Here is a 16,564-nt window from a genome sequence, read left to right as displayed (position 1 = left end):
GATCGAAGTTTTCAACGATCTGGTCAAGAACGCAGTGTCGCCATGATCACTTGATCCCGCCTTCGATCGCAACACTTAGTCTCATGTTGATAAGCATGCTCACAATCCCAACACCAGCACGCGCCGAGATGAGCAAGCAACTACAGGACGAGCCAAGCAACTACGTGATAGCCGTCGACGTCCTGCCCGAAGAGTCGAGAAAACATCATGAAAATAGCGACACAGGAACGATGGGGCCAAGCTGTACCTGGCCCGCCTGCGGCGAAGTCCACAACCGGTCTGGCCAAATCCTGCGCATCAGTCGCGACTCAAATTCACACACTTCATGTGGCGCCATTTGTCCATATGGAATTATATATGATGGAGAAGACAGCAACGGAGCGCCCTACTATTGGGAAGATGTCGACTGCTTCGCGGGATACAGCTGCAGCGTATTCTATCTCGGCAGCTTCTACGACCCCGGCGAATATATCCGTATTTGGAATCCAATCTGGGTATACAACGTAAGCTGCTGATGACATTTATATTCTTCGGATCAACAGAGCGAGATCATCAGAAATTGGGATAGAATGAAAACCATTTCCATAATATTCGCAGCACTGGCCGGACTCACTGGCATCACCCTCGGTTCATGGCTGGGATGGCAGACCGCAGGATCGAACATCGAAACAAGAGATGCTATCGACATTGCCAAGATTGCCTTTCCCGATGTCGAGGTAGGCAGCGAAGTAACCAGAGATGACTCATTATTCACGTTTGCGCCAGCCCAGAGCAACAGTTGGAGCACCTTAGTCGGTGGCGACGGCTATACTGCCGGCACAGTTACCATCCCTCTACCTTTTGGTCCGGCGTCGACCCCCAACGATCAGACGATCTCCGACGGCGCAGACCGACTCACTGCTGCCGGATGGAGCGTCACAAATTTTCGCGCCAGGGGTGGCTATGACGCGTTTACCGCAAACCGAGACGATGTGGCAGTTCGCCTATCAGCGCCTGATTCCACAACGTTCGCGATGGAGGTAGGTCGCTCCCAGCCAGCTTTAGTCTGGCCATTGATGATTGCCGGATTCGCCATCGCTTCGACTACCACATTTCTAGCCCTCCGTCGTTTCGATTCCTACACAAAGGAGCGCACCACCGTACGGATTCTCACCTTTTCGTTGCTCGGCTCCGCCGCAGTCCTTCTCGTACCCGTCCTCGCGGTGGGTGCACTTGCCGCAGGCTACGCCTTTTTCACCGGCAGCAATCCGTGGGCGCCACCATGGTTGGGCTTTACCATGGTCGGCCTACGCGCCATTGCATGGCTCGCTGGGATACTCGCCATCGCAGCTCTCGTCGTCGCAGTTGCTCCGCAGGCACGGCGTACAACGGCAGCCCAAATGCAGCACTGACGGACAGACCTCCGAGATCGCGGTCACCGCCGGCTCCGTCCGCCGGCGGCGGCAAGACGCCGCACCAGCTGGTCGACCCCCGGTGGTACGGGGGTGAGCAGCTGCCGGAGCTGCCGGCGGGCGGTCAACGTGTCCGCGCCGAGGATGTGGCCGCCGAGTCCGGTCGCCAGGCAGAGTCGGGCCAACGTGCTGTCGTGCGCGCTGAGGCGGGTGTGGCGGCGTACCCGCATCGACAGCCGCGCCCACGGCCAGGCCGCGACGTTCGTGTCGACCGGCGGGTATGCGGTGTCCCGACGCCACCACCAGCGGCGGACCGTACGGGACCGGACCAGCCCGGCGACGGTGAGCCGGTCGGCGACGCTGCGGTACGCGTGCCCGGCGAGCCGGTCGATCCAGGCGGCCGGTGGGTGCGGTGTGTCGGTGTCGATCCAGCGCAGCACCGTGCGGCCCCACGGGTCGACGGCACCCGGCGCGGCCGTGCCGGTGACGACCTTGCCGGTCGCGGCGACCGTGACCGCGCCGACGTAGGCCAGGTCGGCGAGGATCGCGGCGGCCAGCCCACGCCCGACAACCCTGGTCGGCACGCGCGGCTTGCCGGTGACGTCGTCGTGGGCGATCAGGAACAGTTCGTCGGCGAGCCGACCGGTCGGCGGCAGTGGTACGGCCGGCTCCGCCAACGGTGCCGCTGCGGGTGTCGTGGTGGACCAGTCGCGGGTGCAGGTGCGGTAGACGGTCACCGGCCGGCCCGCCTCGTCCAGGCCAGGAACCGGGTGAACATCTCCCCCGGCGTCGCCTCGGCCGGCAGGTCGGCGATCGCCTCGACCATCCGTTCGGCCGCGTACATGCTGCGGGAGATCGGGTCCAGGTTCGCGGTCAACTCGGCCCGCGCGTACCCGCAGGGCCAGTCGACCTGCGGCCCGCACCCGGAGCAGGACCAGACCGGCCGTACGGGCACATGCAGCACGTCGTCCAGCCCGGTCACCGGTGCTGCACCCCGGCCTGGTTGCGCCACCGCCGCCCGCGCGGACCCGACCGCGACAGCGGTGGTGGTGGCGGCGTGGTGCCCCAGGTCCGGTCGATCGGGGCGGTGCAGTCCCGGCAGGTCAACGTCTGCCCGCACACCGGGCACCACCGGTGCCGACACCGACACGAACCCACCAACCAGGCCAACGAGCCCGACCAGCACGCCGACCACTGTTGTGAGGAGGAGGCACAAGACGTTCTCCAATCTCCGTACGGGTTTGGGGCTTGCCGCCGCCAGCGACGGGGACACCGACGGCGGCAAGCGGTTCGTGGCGCTGGGCGGACGCCGATCGAACCGTAAATACAGTGGACGTCGCGGTTGTCCCGGCAGAAGCGGTAAGGGAGGGGATCTGATGCGCGTTCCCGGGAAGAGAATTGGGAAGAGGGATTCCCACCCGGGCCGTGAGCCTCGGTCAGGTCGAAGTGCGCTCGGCTGGCCGTGACGGATCGGGTCAATGCCTCTACGCTGGGCCGTGGGCCGATCGTCCGGACGGGGGTACGCCGATGAACGAGTTGTTCCGCGCCGCGAGGGAACGGCAAGGGCTGTCGCGCCGGGAGCTTGCCGATGCCGTCAACATTGTTCGGCACGGCGATCCTGAGCGGGCCGCTCGGGCGGCTTTTGACGCCAACCATGTGGGAAAGATCGAGACCGGCAAAGTGCGTTACCCGGACAACGAGCTGAGACGCGCTTTGCGGAGCGTGCTCAAGGTCAACAGTGACGAGGAGCTGGGCCTTCGCCCGCACCGCCGATTGCGGAACAGCGGCAGCACATCAGCAGCGGGATCGTGTGGCCCGGCGGCGTACTCCACACCGACCAGCCAGCTGGCAGCTGAGCTGCGACGGCGGCAGATGTTCACCCCCGCTGAAGCGGCGGGTAGCGGCGGAGTGGATCTTGTGCAGTTGCGGAACGCTGTCGGTGCGGCGCACCTGGCCTACCAACGGGCGGAGTATGCCGACCTGGTGAGACTGCTGCCTGATCTCGTTCACCGAGCGGACGGTGCCGCCCGGCGTGTTGCGGAGCAGCACCGCGCACTCGGCATCCTCGGGGCAGCCCACCTGGCGGTGTCCAAGCTGGCCCTGAAGCTCGGTGATCCCACCCTCGCCTGGGTAGCGGCCGACCGGGCGCTACGCAGTGCGCAACAGGCCGGTGCCGACAACCTCGCAGCAGCCGCCGCCTATTCGGTGGCGTGCGCTCTGCTGGCCTCCCCCGGGCACGTCGCGGACGCAGCAGACGCAGCGGCTGAGGGACTCGCCCGGATACCTGAGCAGTCCAGTCCTGCTGCCCTGTCGGTCAGCGGATCATTGACGTTGCTACTGGCACTCGTCGCCGCACGGCGCGGCAAGGCGAAGATCGCGCTCGGTCACCTGGACGACGCAGCAGTTCTGGCCGACCGACTCGGGAAGGACCGCAACTACTTCTGGACCGGTTTCGGCCCGACGAACGTGCTGATCCACCGGGTCACCACCGCCGTCAACGTTCGCCAGTTCGACACTGCGGTCGAGCTCGGTGAACGCATCGACACGTCGACCCTGCCGCCATCATTGGTGAGCCGGCGAGCTCAGGTCCACCTGGACCTGGCTGCGGCGTTCACCGCGCAGCCGGGCGGCGACCCGTCAGCGCTGCTGCACCTTCTGGCGGCCGAGCGCACCGCACCTCAGATCTTCCAGGTGCACGATCAGACCCGCACGCTGGTCACCGCCATGCTGGCCCGGGAACGTCGCGCCGCCACACCCGGCCTGCGCGCCTTGGCGGTGCGCGCCAGGATCAATGCCAACTGATCATGACTGGCACCGGCAAACCGACGCTGTACCTGGTTTCCTCCGCCGCTCCGCCGATTCGCAACATCGACGAGTGCGTCGCCCTGTTGCAGGCCGACGGATGGTCGGTGTGCCTGATCGTCACGCCTACTGCGGCGACCTGGATCGACACGGACAAGCTCGCATCCCAGACCGGGTTTCCGGTCGCGTCCCGACTTCGCGCCCCTGACGAGCCCGGAACACTGCCGCGCGCCGACGCCGTCGTGGTGGCACCGGCGTCCTTCAACACGATCAACAAGTGGGCCAGCGGAATCAGCGACAACTTGGCGCTGGGTGTACTCAACGAGGCCCTTGGCACCGGGCTTCCGATAGTCGTCTCACCGTACGCAAAGCCGGCCCTCACCCAGCATCCCGCCTACCAAGCATCCGTCCGGACCCTGTCATACGTCGGCGTCCAGTTCACCGAGGACGAAGCTCTGAAACCACCAATTGGAAGCGACAGATTTCGATGGGGTGTAGTTGCCGAAGCGTTCCGCGCCACCGATTGATCACGCCTCCGCTGAACAGCCACCAGGACAACGCCTCCGCATTCAACAGTTGATCAACGGACCGCCGCCCACGTCGACCGGACGTGTCCCAACCCGCCAACCGATCCAGCGGTAGAGACACCGTGGCCGCACACCTAACCGAAGTTCAAGAGCAGATGACGTAAATACTGGCCTGCACCGGCGTTTCGTACGGTTCTACGTCATCTGATCTTGAGTCGGCTTCCCTCTGTATAGGCTGGTCCAGAATCCGTCGATCAGCACGGTGGTGTCGGGTGCCACGCCAGATGTCCTGTAGTGGGAGCACATCAGTGGCGACGGGTCATGATCTCGGTGCCGAGGACGGTCAACAGTCGCAGCTTGTCTGCCGCTTCGCTGCCAGGTGCCGCTGTGTAGACGACGATGCGCAGGTCGGCGCCGTGCGCCGACAGCACATCGCAGTCGAGTTCGACTTCGCCGACGTGCGGATTGTCGACGGTCTTTCGTTCGCTCCTGTGGTGCGCGACGGCGGAGCCTTCCCACAGTCGCGCGAATTCAGGGCTCGATGTCCGCAGCGTGCCGATCATGTCCTTCAGTTCGCGGTCGGCAGGGTAGCGCGTCGCCACGTCGCGCAGGTCGGCCACGAGTGACGCCTTGTGCGCCTGCGGATCCGGATGCCGCACGCGTCCCGTGTCGTCGTGGAAGGTTCGCCACACGATGTTCGCCGACCGGAGGTCGCGGTCGTGCCACTCGTCGCCGGTCAGCGCGGCCCACACATCGTTGTGCTGGATGAGGGTCCAGGCCGCGTCGAAGACGGCGATCGGGGTGTCGGCGAGACGGTCGAGCACGCGCTGCACGCTGGGGCCGATGTGCCGGGGCACCAGTCCGCCCGGTTGGGGCGCGTGCCCCGCCAGGCGGCAGGCCAGTTCATACTCAGCGTCGGACAGGCGCAGCGTTCGTGCGAGCGAGCGCACGATAGCGACGCTGGGATGCGCGCGGCCCTGTTCGAGGCGTTTGATGTAGTCCGGTGAGATGCCAGCGAGCCAGGCGACCTCTTCGCGGCGCAATCCCGCCGTCCTGCGCGTGCCTGACCTGAAGGGCAGGCCCACGTCTGCCGGCTGCAGGCGGGTGCGCCAGGAGCGCAGCACCGCCGCGAAGTTGGGTGCGTCGTGCATCACCCCATTGTCGGCCTTCTTCCCGGCCTTCGATCGATGCGTGGGTGGCCCGAAGTGGGCCAGGCTGCCGCCCGGAACCGGTGCCAAGGTCGATTCCTGGCACACCTGGCGGCCCCAGCAGCACCTTCGCCGATCGGGACGGCGAACTGCCCTGGTAATTATCACCACGGAAGGAACACACATGTACCTCATCACCGGAGCGACAGGCAACGTCGGCAACTTGCTTGCACGGCAGCTGCACGAACAGGGTCACCCGGTCCGAGTCCTGGTGCGCAACCCTGCCCGGGCGGCCGACCTGCCGGCCGAGATCGAGCGCGCCGTCGGCGATCTCGACAACCCCGACGACGTGGCCAACGCCGTCAAGGGCGTGGACGCCGTCTTCCTCATGCAGGTGGGCAGCGGAACCGACCAGACCAAGGTCATGATCGATGCCGTGCGCAACGCCGGCAACACCAGGATTGTCCTGCTGTCCTCGGTCGGTGCACGGCTGATGCCGATCAGCGACAATCCCGTCATCGGTGGAGCCCTCGCGGCGCGCGAGGACCTCATGCGCGAGTCCGGGCTGGGCGTCACCTACCTGCGCCCCAACGGCTTCGCATCCAATGCCCTGTGGTGGCTGGACGGCATCCGCGCTGGCAAGGTCGTCGACCCCACCGGAGAGGGCCGTCTGGCGGTCATCGACCCCGAGGACGTGGCCCGCTGCGCCGCCATCGTGCTCACCGAAGACGGGCACGTCGGCAAGGGCTACACCCTGACCGGGCCAGAAGCACTGACTTCTCGTGAGCAGGTGGCGACAATCGCCGCGGTGACCGGTCAGATGATCGACTTCCAGGAAGTCACTCCTCGCGAGTTTGCCCGGGCGCAGATCGCCAAGGGTGTGCCCGCCGAGCAGGCGCAGGCATTGGAATATCTGAACACGGTGTTCCGTAAGGGTCGCGCCGCCTACGTGACCGACGATGTGCGGAACCTCACGGGCCGGGCGCCAGGGACGTTCCGCGAGTGGTGCGAACGCAGCGCAGACGCATTGCGCTGATGCAAGACCCAGTGCGACCGGGCTCCCGGACACCACTCAGCATTCTTCCCGACGCCACCAGGCCCGCAGGAACGTCAGCCGCGTCTCCACACCTATCAGGTCATCGCTCCGCTCGTCGTGGCCCGTCGCAGGTATGACGGGGGTACGGACACGAAAACTCATCATCAGGGAGCCGACCGCGGCCGCAAGATCAGCTGACGAGATCGCGGGAGTTCCTCGGCGTGTCACCCGAGTTTACGTCATCTGATCCTGGCGGTCCGCTGGCACCGGCACCGGAGCAACCGTGTGCGCGTAGCGCTTGCCCGGCCAGCGCGACGGGCGGTCAGATCGGTTTCTGCGGACAGGCGGCGGTGCCCCGGCGGGACTGGGGCGTCTGATAGTCCCGGCAGGCGCGCTGGCGGCTTCGTCCTGACCTGCGACGGCGACGTCGTCGGTCTGTCCAACCTGTTCGCCGCTGACAGCGGCGAACAGTCCGATGTCCGGGCGACCGCCATCACCGAGGCAGCCGTCCACATTCCAGGGCTGCCGCTGGTCGGCTATGAGCGGGGCGACGACCTCGCGCGCGCCCGAGCACACGGCTTCGCCCCGGTCGGCGCCCTGCGGGTCTGGCTGCACCAGCCCGGCCAGCCATGATCACTTGATGAAAAACCGGCCGACACGCCGACACGATCCCAGCAGAGCATCAAATGATCTTGGTTGTGCCTAACCTCAGCCGGTTGCCAGACTGGCCCGGTGCCGGTCTCCCTCTGGCGAAACCGTGACTTCCTCCTACTGTGGAGCGGCCAGGTCGTATCGACGCTCGGCACCCGGATCAGCGGCCTCGCGTACCCGCTGCTCGTGCTGGCCGTCACCGGCTCACCGGCGCAGGCCGGGCTGGTGGCGGCCGCGCAGGCGGCCCCGTTCCTGATCTGGTTCCTGCCGGCGGGTGCCCTGGTCGACCGCTGGCCCCGCAAGCGGATCATGCTCGTCGCCGACGCCGGCCGGGCGGTGGCCCTGGCATCGGTCGCGGTGGCCGTCGCGCTCGGACGGGTCACGATCGGTCACCTCATGGTCGTGGCCTTCGTCGAGGGCACGCTGTACGTCTTCTTCCTGCTCGCCGAGACCGCCGCCCTGCCACACGTGGTGCCCAAACCCCAACTACCGACGGCGATCGCCCAGAACCAGGCTCGCGACCAGGGTGCCGACCTGGCCGGCCAGCCGGTGGGCGGCCTGCTGTTCGGGCTGGGCCACGCGGTGCCGTTCGCCGCCGACGCCGTGTCGTACGTGGTGGGCGTCGCTCTGGTCGCCCCGATCCGGCAGGACCTGGAGGAGAAGCGGGTGGCGCAGCGTCGCCCCCTGCTGGCAGAGATCGCCGAGGGTGCCCGCTGGCTGTGGCGTCAGCATCTCCTGCGCGCCCTCGTGGCGATCGCGTCGGCTGGCAACCTGGCCTTCAGCGCCCTCAGCCTGGCCGTCATCGTGCGCGCCACTGACCTCGGCGCGTCCCCGACCCGCGTTGGTGTGCTGCTCGGGCTCTTCGGCGTGGGCGCGATCGCCGGTGCCCTGGTGGCCCCGCCGGTACAACGCCTCGTCTCCCCGAACGTGATCCTGATCGGCGCGCTCTGGTGGTGGGTCGCGCAGATGGCGGCGTTGGCCCTGGCCCCGACCGTGTTCACGCTGGGGGCGGTCTACACGGTCGGCGCACTGATGGGCCCGATCTTCAACACCACCACCGCCGCCTACCGGTACGCCCTGACCCCCGACCGCCTCCAGGGCCGGGTCAACGGCGCCTCCCGGATGATCGGCTGGGGTGCCCGCCCCGTGGGCGCCCTCCTCGGCGGCACAGCGCTGGAGACCCTGGGCGCGGTGCCGACCTTCGCCGCCCTGGCGGCGTGGCTGGCCGTCGTCACGGCGGCATCGACGACGAGCCGCCAGATCAGGTGCGCCCCGAGGCTGGAAACGCTGGGCGAACGAACCGGATCCTGAGTTCGTGCGGTGGACCGTGCTGCCCTGTTCAGGGTGCCGGCTCCCGGCGGGCGCGTTGTTGGTGGCGGCGCGCCTTCAGCCGGTTGCCGCAGGTCTTCATCGAGCACCAGCGGGCGGTGTTGGCGCGGCTGCGGTCCAGGTGGAACAGGCGACACTCGGTGTTGTCGCAGGGCCGCAGTCGGCCGGGTAGCCGGGCCTGTACGTCGAACCAGGCGAGCACCAGTTGGGCGGCGAGCATCCGGTCGGGGGGCCCACACAGCCGCCAGCGCAGGCCCGACGCGTCGACCTCGGGCAGCTGCTGGACACCGGCGAGGATCCGTCGCAGGTCCGCTTCGGGCACGGCACCGCGGGTGGCGGTCTGCAGCGCATCTCTGGCGGTCCGCAGCCAGGTGGCCGCTGCCGGGTCGCCGCAGCCGCCGTGGCGGTGCGCCCACCGCCGCAGCGCGGCGTCGTCGGCCCACTGATCCTGCGGTCGGCCGTCCACCACGGGTGTGCTGTTCAGCGCCTCGATCAGCGCCTGCTCGTCGATCACGGTGATCTCACCCACCCTCGCCACTAACCCTCTCACCGCGCTTGACAGGTTATCGCAGATCGGGTCCACTTGAATCCAGATAACCACCACGAAGTTCTGAGAGGGTTAGAGATGGTCGAAGTTCACCACCGGTACGCCACCGTGCGAGGGCACCGCGTCTTCTACCGACAGGCCGGCCCCCACGACGCGCCGACGCTGCTGCTCCTGCACGGATACCCCACCAGCTCACGTATGTTCCGCCGGCTGATCCCGCGACTCGCCGACCGGTTCCACGTCATCGCCCCCGACCACATCGGCTTCGGCCACTCCGACGCCCCGCCCGCCGACGCGTTCCCGTACACGTTCGACGCACTCACCGACGTCACCGAAGCGTTCCTGGCCGAGCTCGGCGTCACCCGCTGCGCCATCTACGTGCAGGACTACGGCGCTCCGATCGGATGGCGACTCGCCCTCCGCGCCCCCGAGATGATCACCGCAGTCATCAGCCAGAACGGCAACGGGTACGACGACGGCTTCGTCCCCGACTTCTGGACACCCGTGTGGGCGTACGCCGACGATCCGGGACCGGACACGGAGCCGGCGGTGCGCACCGCCCTCGGTCTGGACGCCATCCGCTGGCAGTACCTGCACGGCGTGGACCGCCCCGACCTGGTCGACCCCGACACCTGGACGTACGACCACCGCGACATCAGCCGCCCCGGCAACGACCTGGCACAGCTGGCACTCTTCCGCGACTACGCCACCAACCCTCCGCTGTACCCGAAGCTGCACGCGTATTTTCGGCGCAGTCAGGTGCCGCTACTGGCCGTTTGGGGGGCCGAGGATCTGATCTTCGGGCCGGACGGGGCGCGTGCCTTCGCGCGGGACCTCCCGGACGCCGAGATCCACCTGGTGCCCGGCGGCGGTCACTTCCTGCTGGAAAGTCACCTGGACACCGTGGTCGGCCACATCCGGGACTTCCTGTCCCGCGCGCTGCCGACAACCCGGCCGGCGACAGCCCGCGACGCGCGGACCACCCACCTGTGAAACGGCCGCCGCCCGGGTCGGCGGTCAGCCGAACCAGGTCATCCCCTGGCCGTGTGGTCGGGTCCAGGCCAGCGGCAGGCCGCGTACCAGGTCGACGAAGACCGACCGGCGCGACGCCGGCACGTGGTAGAGCACGGCAGTGTGGAACACCACCAGCGTCGCCTCCGGCGGCGCCGACCGGTCCGGGTAGAGACACAGGCCCGCCGACGCGCCGACTTCGAGAAGCGCAAGCGGCTGCGGCAACGCCGCCAGCACCGGCAGCAGTACGGCGCACCGCCCGGCCTCGTTGGTCTGGGTGAGGCGGCGACGCAGCTGCGCCTCGACCGCCGGCCAGCGCGCCACCGTGAAGTCGTGGAACGCGGCCGGCTCGTCGACCGGCCCGCCGAGCAGCCGGACCACGCCGAACAGCAGGTCCGGCTGCCGGGGCGGCGGCGGCAACGAGTCCAGCAAAGCGAGGAGATCGTCGTCGCGGGCGACCGCGTACGCCAGCCGCTGGTAGCTGGGCGACACCCCGGACGCCTGCCGGCGGGCGAAGTCGGCGTACACCTCAGCGGTGGTCATCGCTAGATGATCACCCTGCCCGGGAGGTGCCGTCGTCAGCTGAACCGCGAACGGGGAGCCGGATCACATCCGGCTCCCCGTGACACGTGTTCGATCAGCTGCAGCCGGAGGTGGAACCGCAGCCCTCACAGACGTAGCAGCTACCGGCCGGGCGCATCTTCGTGCCGCAGGTGAAGCAGAGCGGCGCGTCGGCCGCCTTGCCGATCACCGCCTCCAACAGCTCCGTCGACGAGTGCACCGACGAAGGGGCCGGCGTACTCGCGGCGGCCGGCTCGGTCGCCGTACCGCTGCCGGAGTCGGCCGACGACGGTGCCGACGCCTCCGGATGCTTCGGCTCGACCGGCGCGGACACCGCCATCTCCGACAGCTCCGACGCCGCGTTCTCCGCCTCCGCCTCGGCCCGCATCTGCGCGGTCCGCTCGGCGGCGGTAAAGATGCCCAGCTCGGCCCGGCGGTCGTACGGCAGGAAGTCCAACGCCAGGCGACGGAAGATGTAGTCCATCACCGACGCCGCCATCCGCACGTCCGGGTCGTCGGTCATGCCGGCCGGCTCGAAGCGCATGTTGGTGAACTTCGCGACGAACGTCTCCAGCGGTACGCCGTACTGCAGGCCGATCGAGATCGCCACCGAGAAGGCATCCATCACCCCGGCCAACGTCGAACCCTGCTTCGACATCTTGAGGAAGACCTCGCCGAGGCCGTCGTCCGGGTACGACGAGGCGGTCAGGTAGCCCTCGGCACCGCCGACCGAGAACGACACCGTTTCCGACGGGCGCTTCTTCGGCAGCCGCTTACGCACCGGGCGGTACTCGACGACCTTTTCGACGACCTTCTCGATCACCTTGGCCTGCTCGGCGGCGGCGGTCTCCTTGTCCTTGTCCGACTTGGCCGCCGACAGCGGCTGGCCCACCTTGCAGTTGTCCCGGTAGATCGCCAGCGCCTTGAGGCCCAGTTTCCAGCCCTCGAAGTAGATCCGCTCGACGTCGGCGACGGTCGCCGCCTCCGGCATGTTGACCGTCTTGGAGATCGCCCCGGAGATGAACGGCTGCACCGCCGCCATCATCCGCACGTGCCCCATCGGCGCGATCGACCGCTCCCCCATCGCGCAGTCGAACACCGGGTAGTGCTCAGTGCGCAGGCTCGGCGCGTCAACCACGTGCCCGTGGTCGGCGATGTGCTCGACGATCGCCTCGACCTGCTCCTCCGGGTAGCCGAGGCTGCGCAGCGCGCGCGGCACCGTCTGGTTGACGATCTGCATCGAGCCACCGCCGACCAGTTTTTTGAATTTGACCAGCGCCAGATCGGGCTCCACCCCGGTGGTGTCGCAGTCCATCATCAGACCGATGGTGTTGTGACTGACGAACCCGCCGGCGACGTAGGTGACGTTGGCCGGCACCGACAGGTCGTACGTCGGCTGCACGCCACCGTCCTCGTTCGCCGCCACTGTCTCGTAGAGGTAGCCGAGCGCGTGCCCGAGGCGGTCGTCCAGCACCTCGCCGTAGATCTCGCCGGCCAGCGTCCGCGACACGCCACCGGTCTTCGCCAGCGACTGCACGACCGCACCGCGCATCGGGTGTCCGGCCGGCACCAGCAGATCCCACAGCTCACGCGGCAGGTGGATTCGGTCCCGGTTGCCGGTCTGCTGCGGCGCGGCGACGATCTGCTCCGCCTTGCGGGCGCCGATGAAGCCGATCGTCTCCTCGTACCGGATCGCGTGGTCGGTATTGCGCAGCCGCACCTGCCAGATGTCGCTGCCCATGCCGCTGCGGGTCCGCCGGGTGGTGGTCGCCATCCCGAGGGTCAGCAGCAGGGTACGGATCTCCGCGGCGAACGACTCGGCGGACGTCGACACGGACGGCACTCCCTCGATCACCGTCCCGTCGGCCTCGAACAGGCCGCGCAGGAACGCGATGTAGACGGTGACGTCGTTGGTCTCCAGGATCGCCGACGGCACCCGGGGCGACCAGCCCTTGCCGGTGTGTTCCGGGTGCGGCAGCGTCTTGGCGAACCCGGCTGCCTGCCACCAGCGGGCCAGCCGCACCGAGGAGAAGACGACCTCCTGGTAGCCGGTGCGCGCCGCGACCTCCGGTTCCAGCCCGAACAGGCCCTTGCCGAGCACCCGCAACCGTTCCACCACGTCAAGGTCGGTGTCGGCTACGGCGAACCGCAGCCCCTTGGCGTGCAGGCTGCCGTCACCCATGAAGTAGCCGACCAGTTCGGCCAGCTCGGCGTCGACCGCGTCCGGCACGTACAGTCGCCGGTCGCCGGCGTAGTATGCCTGGTCGAGCACCGGCAGCGGCACCCGACGTGGCTCGCCGACCAGGGTGCCGAGCTGCACCGGTACCAGGTCGCCGGGGGCAACCTCGGCCATCCGCTTCCAGACCCATTCGCCGGTCGCCGGTTCCACCACCTTGACCCGGTGGGCCAGGGTGCCCTGGATCTGGTAGCCGCCGTTGGTGACCACCCGGCGAGTGGGCTCCTCACCGTTGACGAAGAACTTCGTCGCCTGGCGGGCTCCCTCGTCGGTCGACACCATCATGTCGAGGTCCTGCCAGCGGTCGCCGTAGACATCGCCGATCTCACCGAGTCGCATCAGCCCGCGGTCGGTGGTCACCATTGTGTCCGCGGTGAGGCAACCAGTGGGCGCGAGTACACTTGCCTGGGAATTGCGCCAGCCGTTTTTTTCGCCGATCTTGTTGCCGATTTCCCATTGCCGGGCGGCTTCCCGGGCCAGGGCGGTGGCGGTCGGGCCGGTCGGGCGGATCTCATCGCTGGCAGCGGCGTGCTTGCGCATCACCCGCTTGTGGCCCTCGGCGTTGCGGGCGTAGCCGTCGTAGGCGCCGACCACGCCGGCCAGTTCCGCCGAACGACGGTACGCCGTACCGGTCATCACCGAGGTGATGGCGGCGGCGTAGGACCGGCCGGCTTCCGAGTCGTACGGCAGGCCGGACGCCATCAGCAGCGCACCGAGGTTGGCGTAGCCGATGCCGAGCTGCCGGTACGCCCTAGTGGTCTCGCCGATCTTCTGGGTCGGGAAGTCGGCGAAGCAGATGGAGATGTCCATCGCGGTGATAATGAACTCGACGGAGTGGACGAACTTTTCCAGCTCGAAGCCGCCGTCGGCCCGCAGGAATTTCATCAGATTGAGCGACGCAAGATTGCACGACGAATTATCTAGATGGACATATTCACTGCATGGGTTAGATGCGGTGATACGTCCGGTTTCCGGGCAGGTGTGCCAGTCGTTGATTGTGTCGTCGTACTGCAGACCCGGGTCGGCGCATTCCCAGGCGGCCTGTGCGATGGTGCCGAACAGCTTCTTGGCGTCGACGGTGTCGATCACCGAGCCGTCGAGCCGGGCCCGCAGGTCGAAGTTGCCCCCGTCCTCGTACGCCCGCATGAACTCGTCGGAGACCCGGACCGAGTTGTTGGCGTTCTGGTACTGGACACTGACGATGTCGGCACCGCCGAGGTCCATGTCGAACCCGGCGTCGCGCAGCGCCCGGATCTTGTCCTCCTCGCGGGCCTTGGTCTGCACGAACTCCTCGATGTCAGGGTGGTCCACGTCGAGGATGACCATCTTGGCGGCCCGGCGGGTGGCGCCGCCGGACTTGATGGTGCCGGCCGAGGCGTCGGCGCCGCGCATGAAACTGACCGGGCCGGAGGCGGTGCCACCGCTGGACAGCAGCTCCTTGGAGGAGCGGATCCGGGACAGGTTCACCCCGGACCCGGAGCCGCCCTTGAAGATCAGCCCTTCCTCTTTGTACCAATCGAGGATGGAATCCATCGAGTCGTCGACGGCGAGGATGAAGCAGTTGTGCACTCGCAGGTTGTCGGAGAGGTACTCCCCCGACTCGGTCTGGATGTCGTAGACCTCCATCGCCCCGAGCGGTTCGACCCGGTCGATGACGAGGCGTTTCGTCGCCTTGGCGGACCGGCCCACCTTGGCAAAGCTCTCCTCCAGCTTGCCGGACTTGCGGGCGTCGACGAACCCGATTTCTGCGGCGAAGGTGTCCCGGTCGCCGTGGTTCTGGATGCGCAACGACCAGGTGCCGTGCCGGTTCGGTCGCGGGTCGGCCGTGAACCCGACCCGGGCGAAGATCCCGAAGCGCAGCAGCAGCCGCTGCAGCCCGCGAATCAACCGCTCGCCGATCATGTCCACGCCGACCAAGGTGGACGCCTCACGCTCCGAGACATAGCCCTCTGCCTGGAACATGCTCTTCAGATAGGCGGCGACGACCGGCAGCGGCGCGGTGAACAGCGTTGCCGGCACCTCCATCTCGGTGCCCCGGGCAAGCAGGCCCCACTTGTCGATGAACGGGCGCAGATTCTCCCCGTACAACCGGGTCCGCCGGCAGTCGAGGGTGACGTCCTGGGTGACGACGCGGCGTTCATGGCGGTGCGTGCCAGGGAAGACCTGGTCGATCGCGGCGACGACCCAGCTGAGTTCGTCGTCGTTGACGGTCATCGCCTCGATCGTCAGCGACCGGTTGGTGCCCTGATCGTACTGGCCGACGAAGCCGTCTGACTGCAGCCAACCGGCCAGCGCGGCCTCGTGGACGTCGCCGGGGTGGAACTCCGCCTCGCCGTCGCTACCCCGCCGGTGCCATTCGAGAGTGTCGCCAGCGACCAGGGTGCCGGCTTCGACGAACCGACCGGTGCCCTCGCCGGTCGATTTCCAGACCAGGTGGTCTGCGGTGACGTCCAGGGTGTAGCCGGCTTTGGTGTGCAGGCGCAATACGTCCTTGATGCCGTTGGCCTGGACCGCGAGAATTCGGGTCAGCCCGTGTGCGTCGTAGACCTTGGCTCCGACGGCGTTCTCCTCGACCAGCTTGCCGATCGGGACGAGGCCGGCCGGCGTGCTCACGAGCGAGTGGTACGGCTGGCACGCTGATACCTGCTGCGGGGAGGCGGTGCCGACGTTGAACCAGACCGGCGAGTTGAAGCTGAACACCTGGTGCAGCAGCATCCAGGTCAGCTCGTGCTCGAAGATCTCGGCGTCGGCGCCGGTGGCGAAGTAGCCGTGCTGCTCCCCCGCTGCCCGGTAGGTCTTCACCACCCGGTCGATCAGCTGCTTGAGCGACCATTCCCGCTGCGGGGTCCCCACCGCTCCACGGAAGTACTTGGTGGTGACGATGTTGGCCGCGTTGACGCTCCACGACTCCGGGAACTCCACGCCGCGCTGCTCGAAGTTGACCGTGCCGTCGCGCCAGTTGGTCATCACCACGTCGCGGCGCTGCCAGGTCACCTCGTCGTACGGGTGCACACCCTCGGAGGTCCACACCCGCTCGACGGTCAGGCCGCCCGCGCCGGCCTTGGCCCGTACCCGCGCGTTGGAGCCCGCGGCCGATCCGGCCTTGCCGTTGGTCGACCCGGCCTTGCCGTTGGCCTTCGCCGTGCCGCCGCTACCGCTACCGCCTGTCTTCGCGGTCACACCTTCCCCCGCCATCTGATCGCCCCCTCAGGCTCTCGCGCAGCGTCGTGCCACGCGGTCGTTTCCGTCTTGCCGTCAGCTTTTTTTCTCGGCCGTACCCGCCCCACCGGGACCGGCGGTCGGCCGTACGCCTTGCTGTTCCAGG

General features: G+C 67.7%; 14 protein-coding genes. 8 read left to right on the top strand and 6 right to left on the bottom strand.

What is annotated here, in order from left to right; all coding sequences use genetic code 11:
- A partial coding sequence (locus ACFHWS_RS11840) for a hypothetical protein (RefSeq protein WP_416568169.1) occupies positions 1-515 on the top strand: 515 nt, incomplete at its 5' end.
- A gap of 54 nt (positions 516-569) precedes the next feature.
- The gene (locus ACFHWS_RS11835) at positions 570-1,391 is read left to right on the top strand and encodes a hypothetical protein (RefSeq protein WP_416568168.1); all 822 of its coding nucleotides are present in this window, start codon (positions 570-572) and stop codon (positions 1,389-1,391) included.
- Between the two features lie 23 nt (positions 1,392-1,414).
- Here ACFHWS_RS11835 and ACFHWS_RS11830 read toward each other — a convergent pair whose 3' ends face one another.
- Together ACFHWS_RS11830 and ACFHWS_RS11825 are read right to left on the bottom strand one after the other, a co-directional pair.
- Positions 1,415-2,128 carry a GOLPH3/VPS74 family protein gene (locus ACFHWS_RS11830; RefSeq protein WP_416568167.1) on the bottom strand — a complete coding sequence of 238 codons (714 nt, stop codon included), beginning with the start codon at positions 2,126-2,128 and terminating at the stop codon, positions 1,415-1,417.
- Complete coding sequence (locus ACFHWS_RS11825; protein WP_416568166.1) at positions 2,125-2,577, bottom strand: hypothetical protein; 453 nt, start codon at positions 2,575-2,577, stop codon at positions 2,125-2,127. The genes ACFHWS_RS11830 and ACFHWS_RS11825 overlap by 4 nt, the downstream gene beginning before the upstream one ends.
- 341 nt (positions 2,578-2,918) lie before the next feature.
- On the opposite strand from ACFHWS_RS11825, the gene ACFHWS_RS11820 reads away from it, so the two are divergent.
- Both ACFHWS_RS11820 and ACFHWS_RS11815 read left to right on the top strand, forming a co-directional pair.
- Positions 2,919-4,193, top strand: coding sequence for a helix-turn-helix domain-containing protein (locus ACFHWS_RS11820; RefSeq protein WP_416568165.1), 1,275 nt, complete (start codon positions 2,919-2,921; stop codon positions 4,191-4,193).
- Between the two features lie 2 nt (positions 4,194-4,195).
- Positions 4,196-4,720, top strand: a complete 525-nt coding sequence (locus ACFHWS_RS11815; RefSeq protein ID WP_416568164.1) for a flavoprotein — start codon at positions 4,196-4,198, stop codon at positions 4,718-4,720.
- 305 nt (positions 4,721-5,025) lie between these two features.
- On the opposite strand, the gene ACFHWS_RS11810 is transcribed toward ACFHWS_RS11815, so the two are convergent.
- Complete coding sequence (locus tag ACFHWS_RS11810; RefSeq protein WP_416568163.1) at positions 5,026-5,871, bottom strand: helix-turn-helix domain-containing protein; 846 nt, start codon at positions 5,869-5,871, stop codon at positions 5,026-5,028.
- A gap of 181 nt (positions 5,872-6,052) precedes the next feature.
- Between ACFHWS_RS11810 and ACFHWS_RS11805 the strand changes: the two genes are divergently transcribed.
- From ACFHWS_RS11805 to ACFHWS_RS11795, 3 genes are all read left to right on the top strand, one after another.
- A complete protein-coding gene (locus ACFHWS_RS11805) occupies positions 6,053-6,904 on the top strand; it encodes an NAD(P)H-binding protein (RefSeq protein WP_416568162.1) in 852 nt (283 codons plus the stop codon).
- A 285-nt stretch (positions 6,905-7,189) separates the two neighbouring features.
- Positions 7,190-7,537: a hypothetical protein gene (locus tag ACFHWS_RS11800; protein WP_416568161.1), complete on the top strand. Its 348-nt coding sequence runs from the start codon at positions 7,190-7,192 to the stop codon at positions 7,535-7,537.
- Positions 7,538-7,636: 99 nt separating this feature from the next.
- On the top strand, positions 7,637-8,866 hold the full coding sequence (locus ACFHWS_RS11795) for an MFS transporter (RefSeq protein WP_416568160.1): 1,230 nt from the start codon (positions 7,637-7,639) through the stop codon (positions 8,864-8,866).
- A gap of 28 nt (positions 8,867-8,894) precedes the next feature.
- On the opposite strand, the gene ACFHWS_RS11790 is transcribed toward ACFHWS_RS11795, so the two are convergent.
- Positions 8,895-9,413: a CGNR zinc finger domain-containing protein gene (locus tag ACFHWS_RS11790; protein ID WP_416552788.1), complete on the bottom strand. Its 519-nt coding sequence runs from the start codon at positions 9,411-9,413 to the stop codon at positions 8,895-8,897.
- Positions 9,414-9,509: 96 nt separating this feature from the next.
- Between ACFHWS_RS11790 and ACFHWS_RS11785 the strand changes: the two genes are divergently transcribed.
- Entirely contained in the window at positions 9,510-10,424 is a 915-nt protein-coding gene (locus ACFHWS_RS11785) for an alpha/beta fold hydrolase (RefSeq protein ID WP_416568159.1), read from the top strand.
- Positions 10,425-10,448: 24 nt separating this feature from the next.
- Here the strand turns inward: ACFHWS_RS11785 and ACFHWS_RS11780 are convergent, their stop codons facing one another.
- Positions 10,449-10,985 carry a DUF2332 family protein gene (locus ACFHWS_RS11780; RefSeq protein ID WP_416568158.1) on the bottom strand — a complete coding sequence of 179 codons (537 nt, stop codon included), beginning with the start codon at positions 10,983-10,985 and terminating at the stop codon, positions 10,449-10,451.
- A gap of 94 nt (positions 10,986-11,079) precedes the next feature.
- Positions 11,080-16,269 carry an adenosylcobalamin-dependent ribonucleoside-diphosphate reductase gene (locus ACFHWS_RS11775; protein ID WP_416568172.1) on the bottom strand — a complete coding sequence of 1,730 codons (5,190 nt, stop codon included), beginning with the start codon at positions 16,267-16,269 and terminating at the stop codon, positions 11,080-11,082.
- Positions 16,270-16,564 lie beyond the last annotated feature (295 nt).

It is taken from the genome of Micromonospora sp. LOL_013, assembly GCF_048060315.1.
In the GTDB taxonomy this organism is placed as follows: domain Bacteria; phylum Actinomycetota; class Actinomycetes; order Mycobacteriales; family Micromonosporaceae; genus Micromonospora_E.
This window is presented reverse-complemented; position numbering and strand designations above follow the sequence as displayed.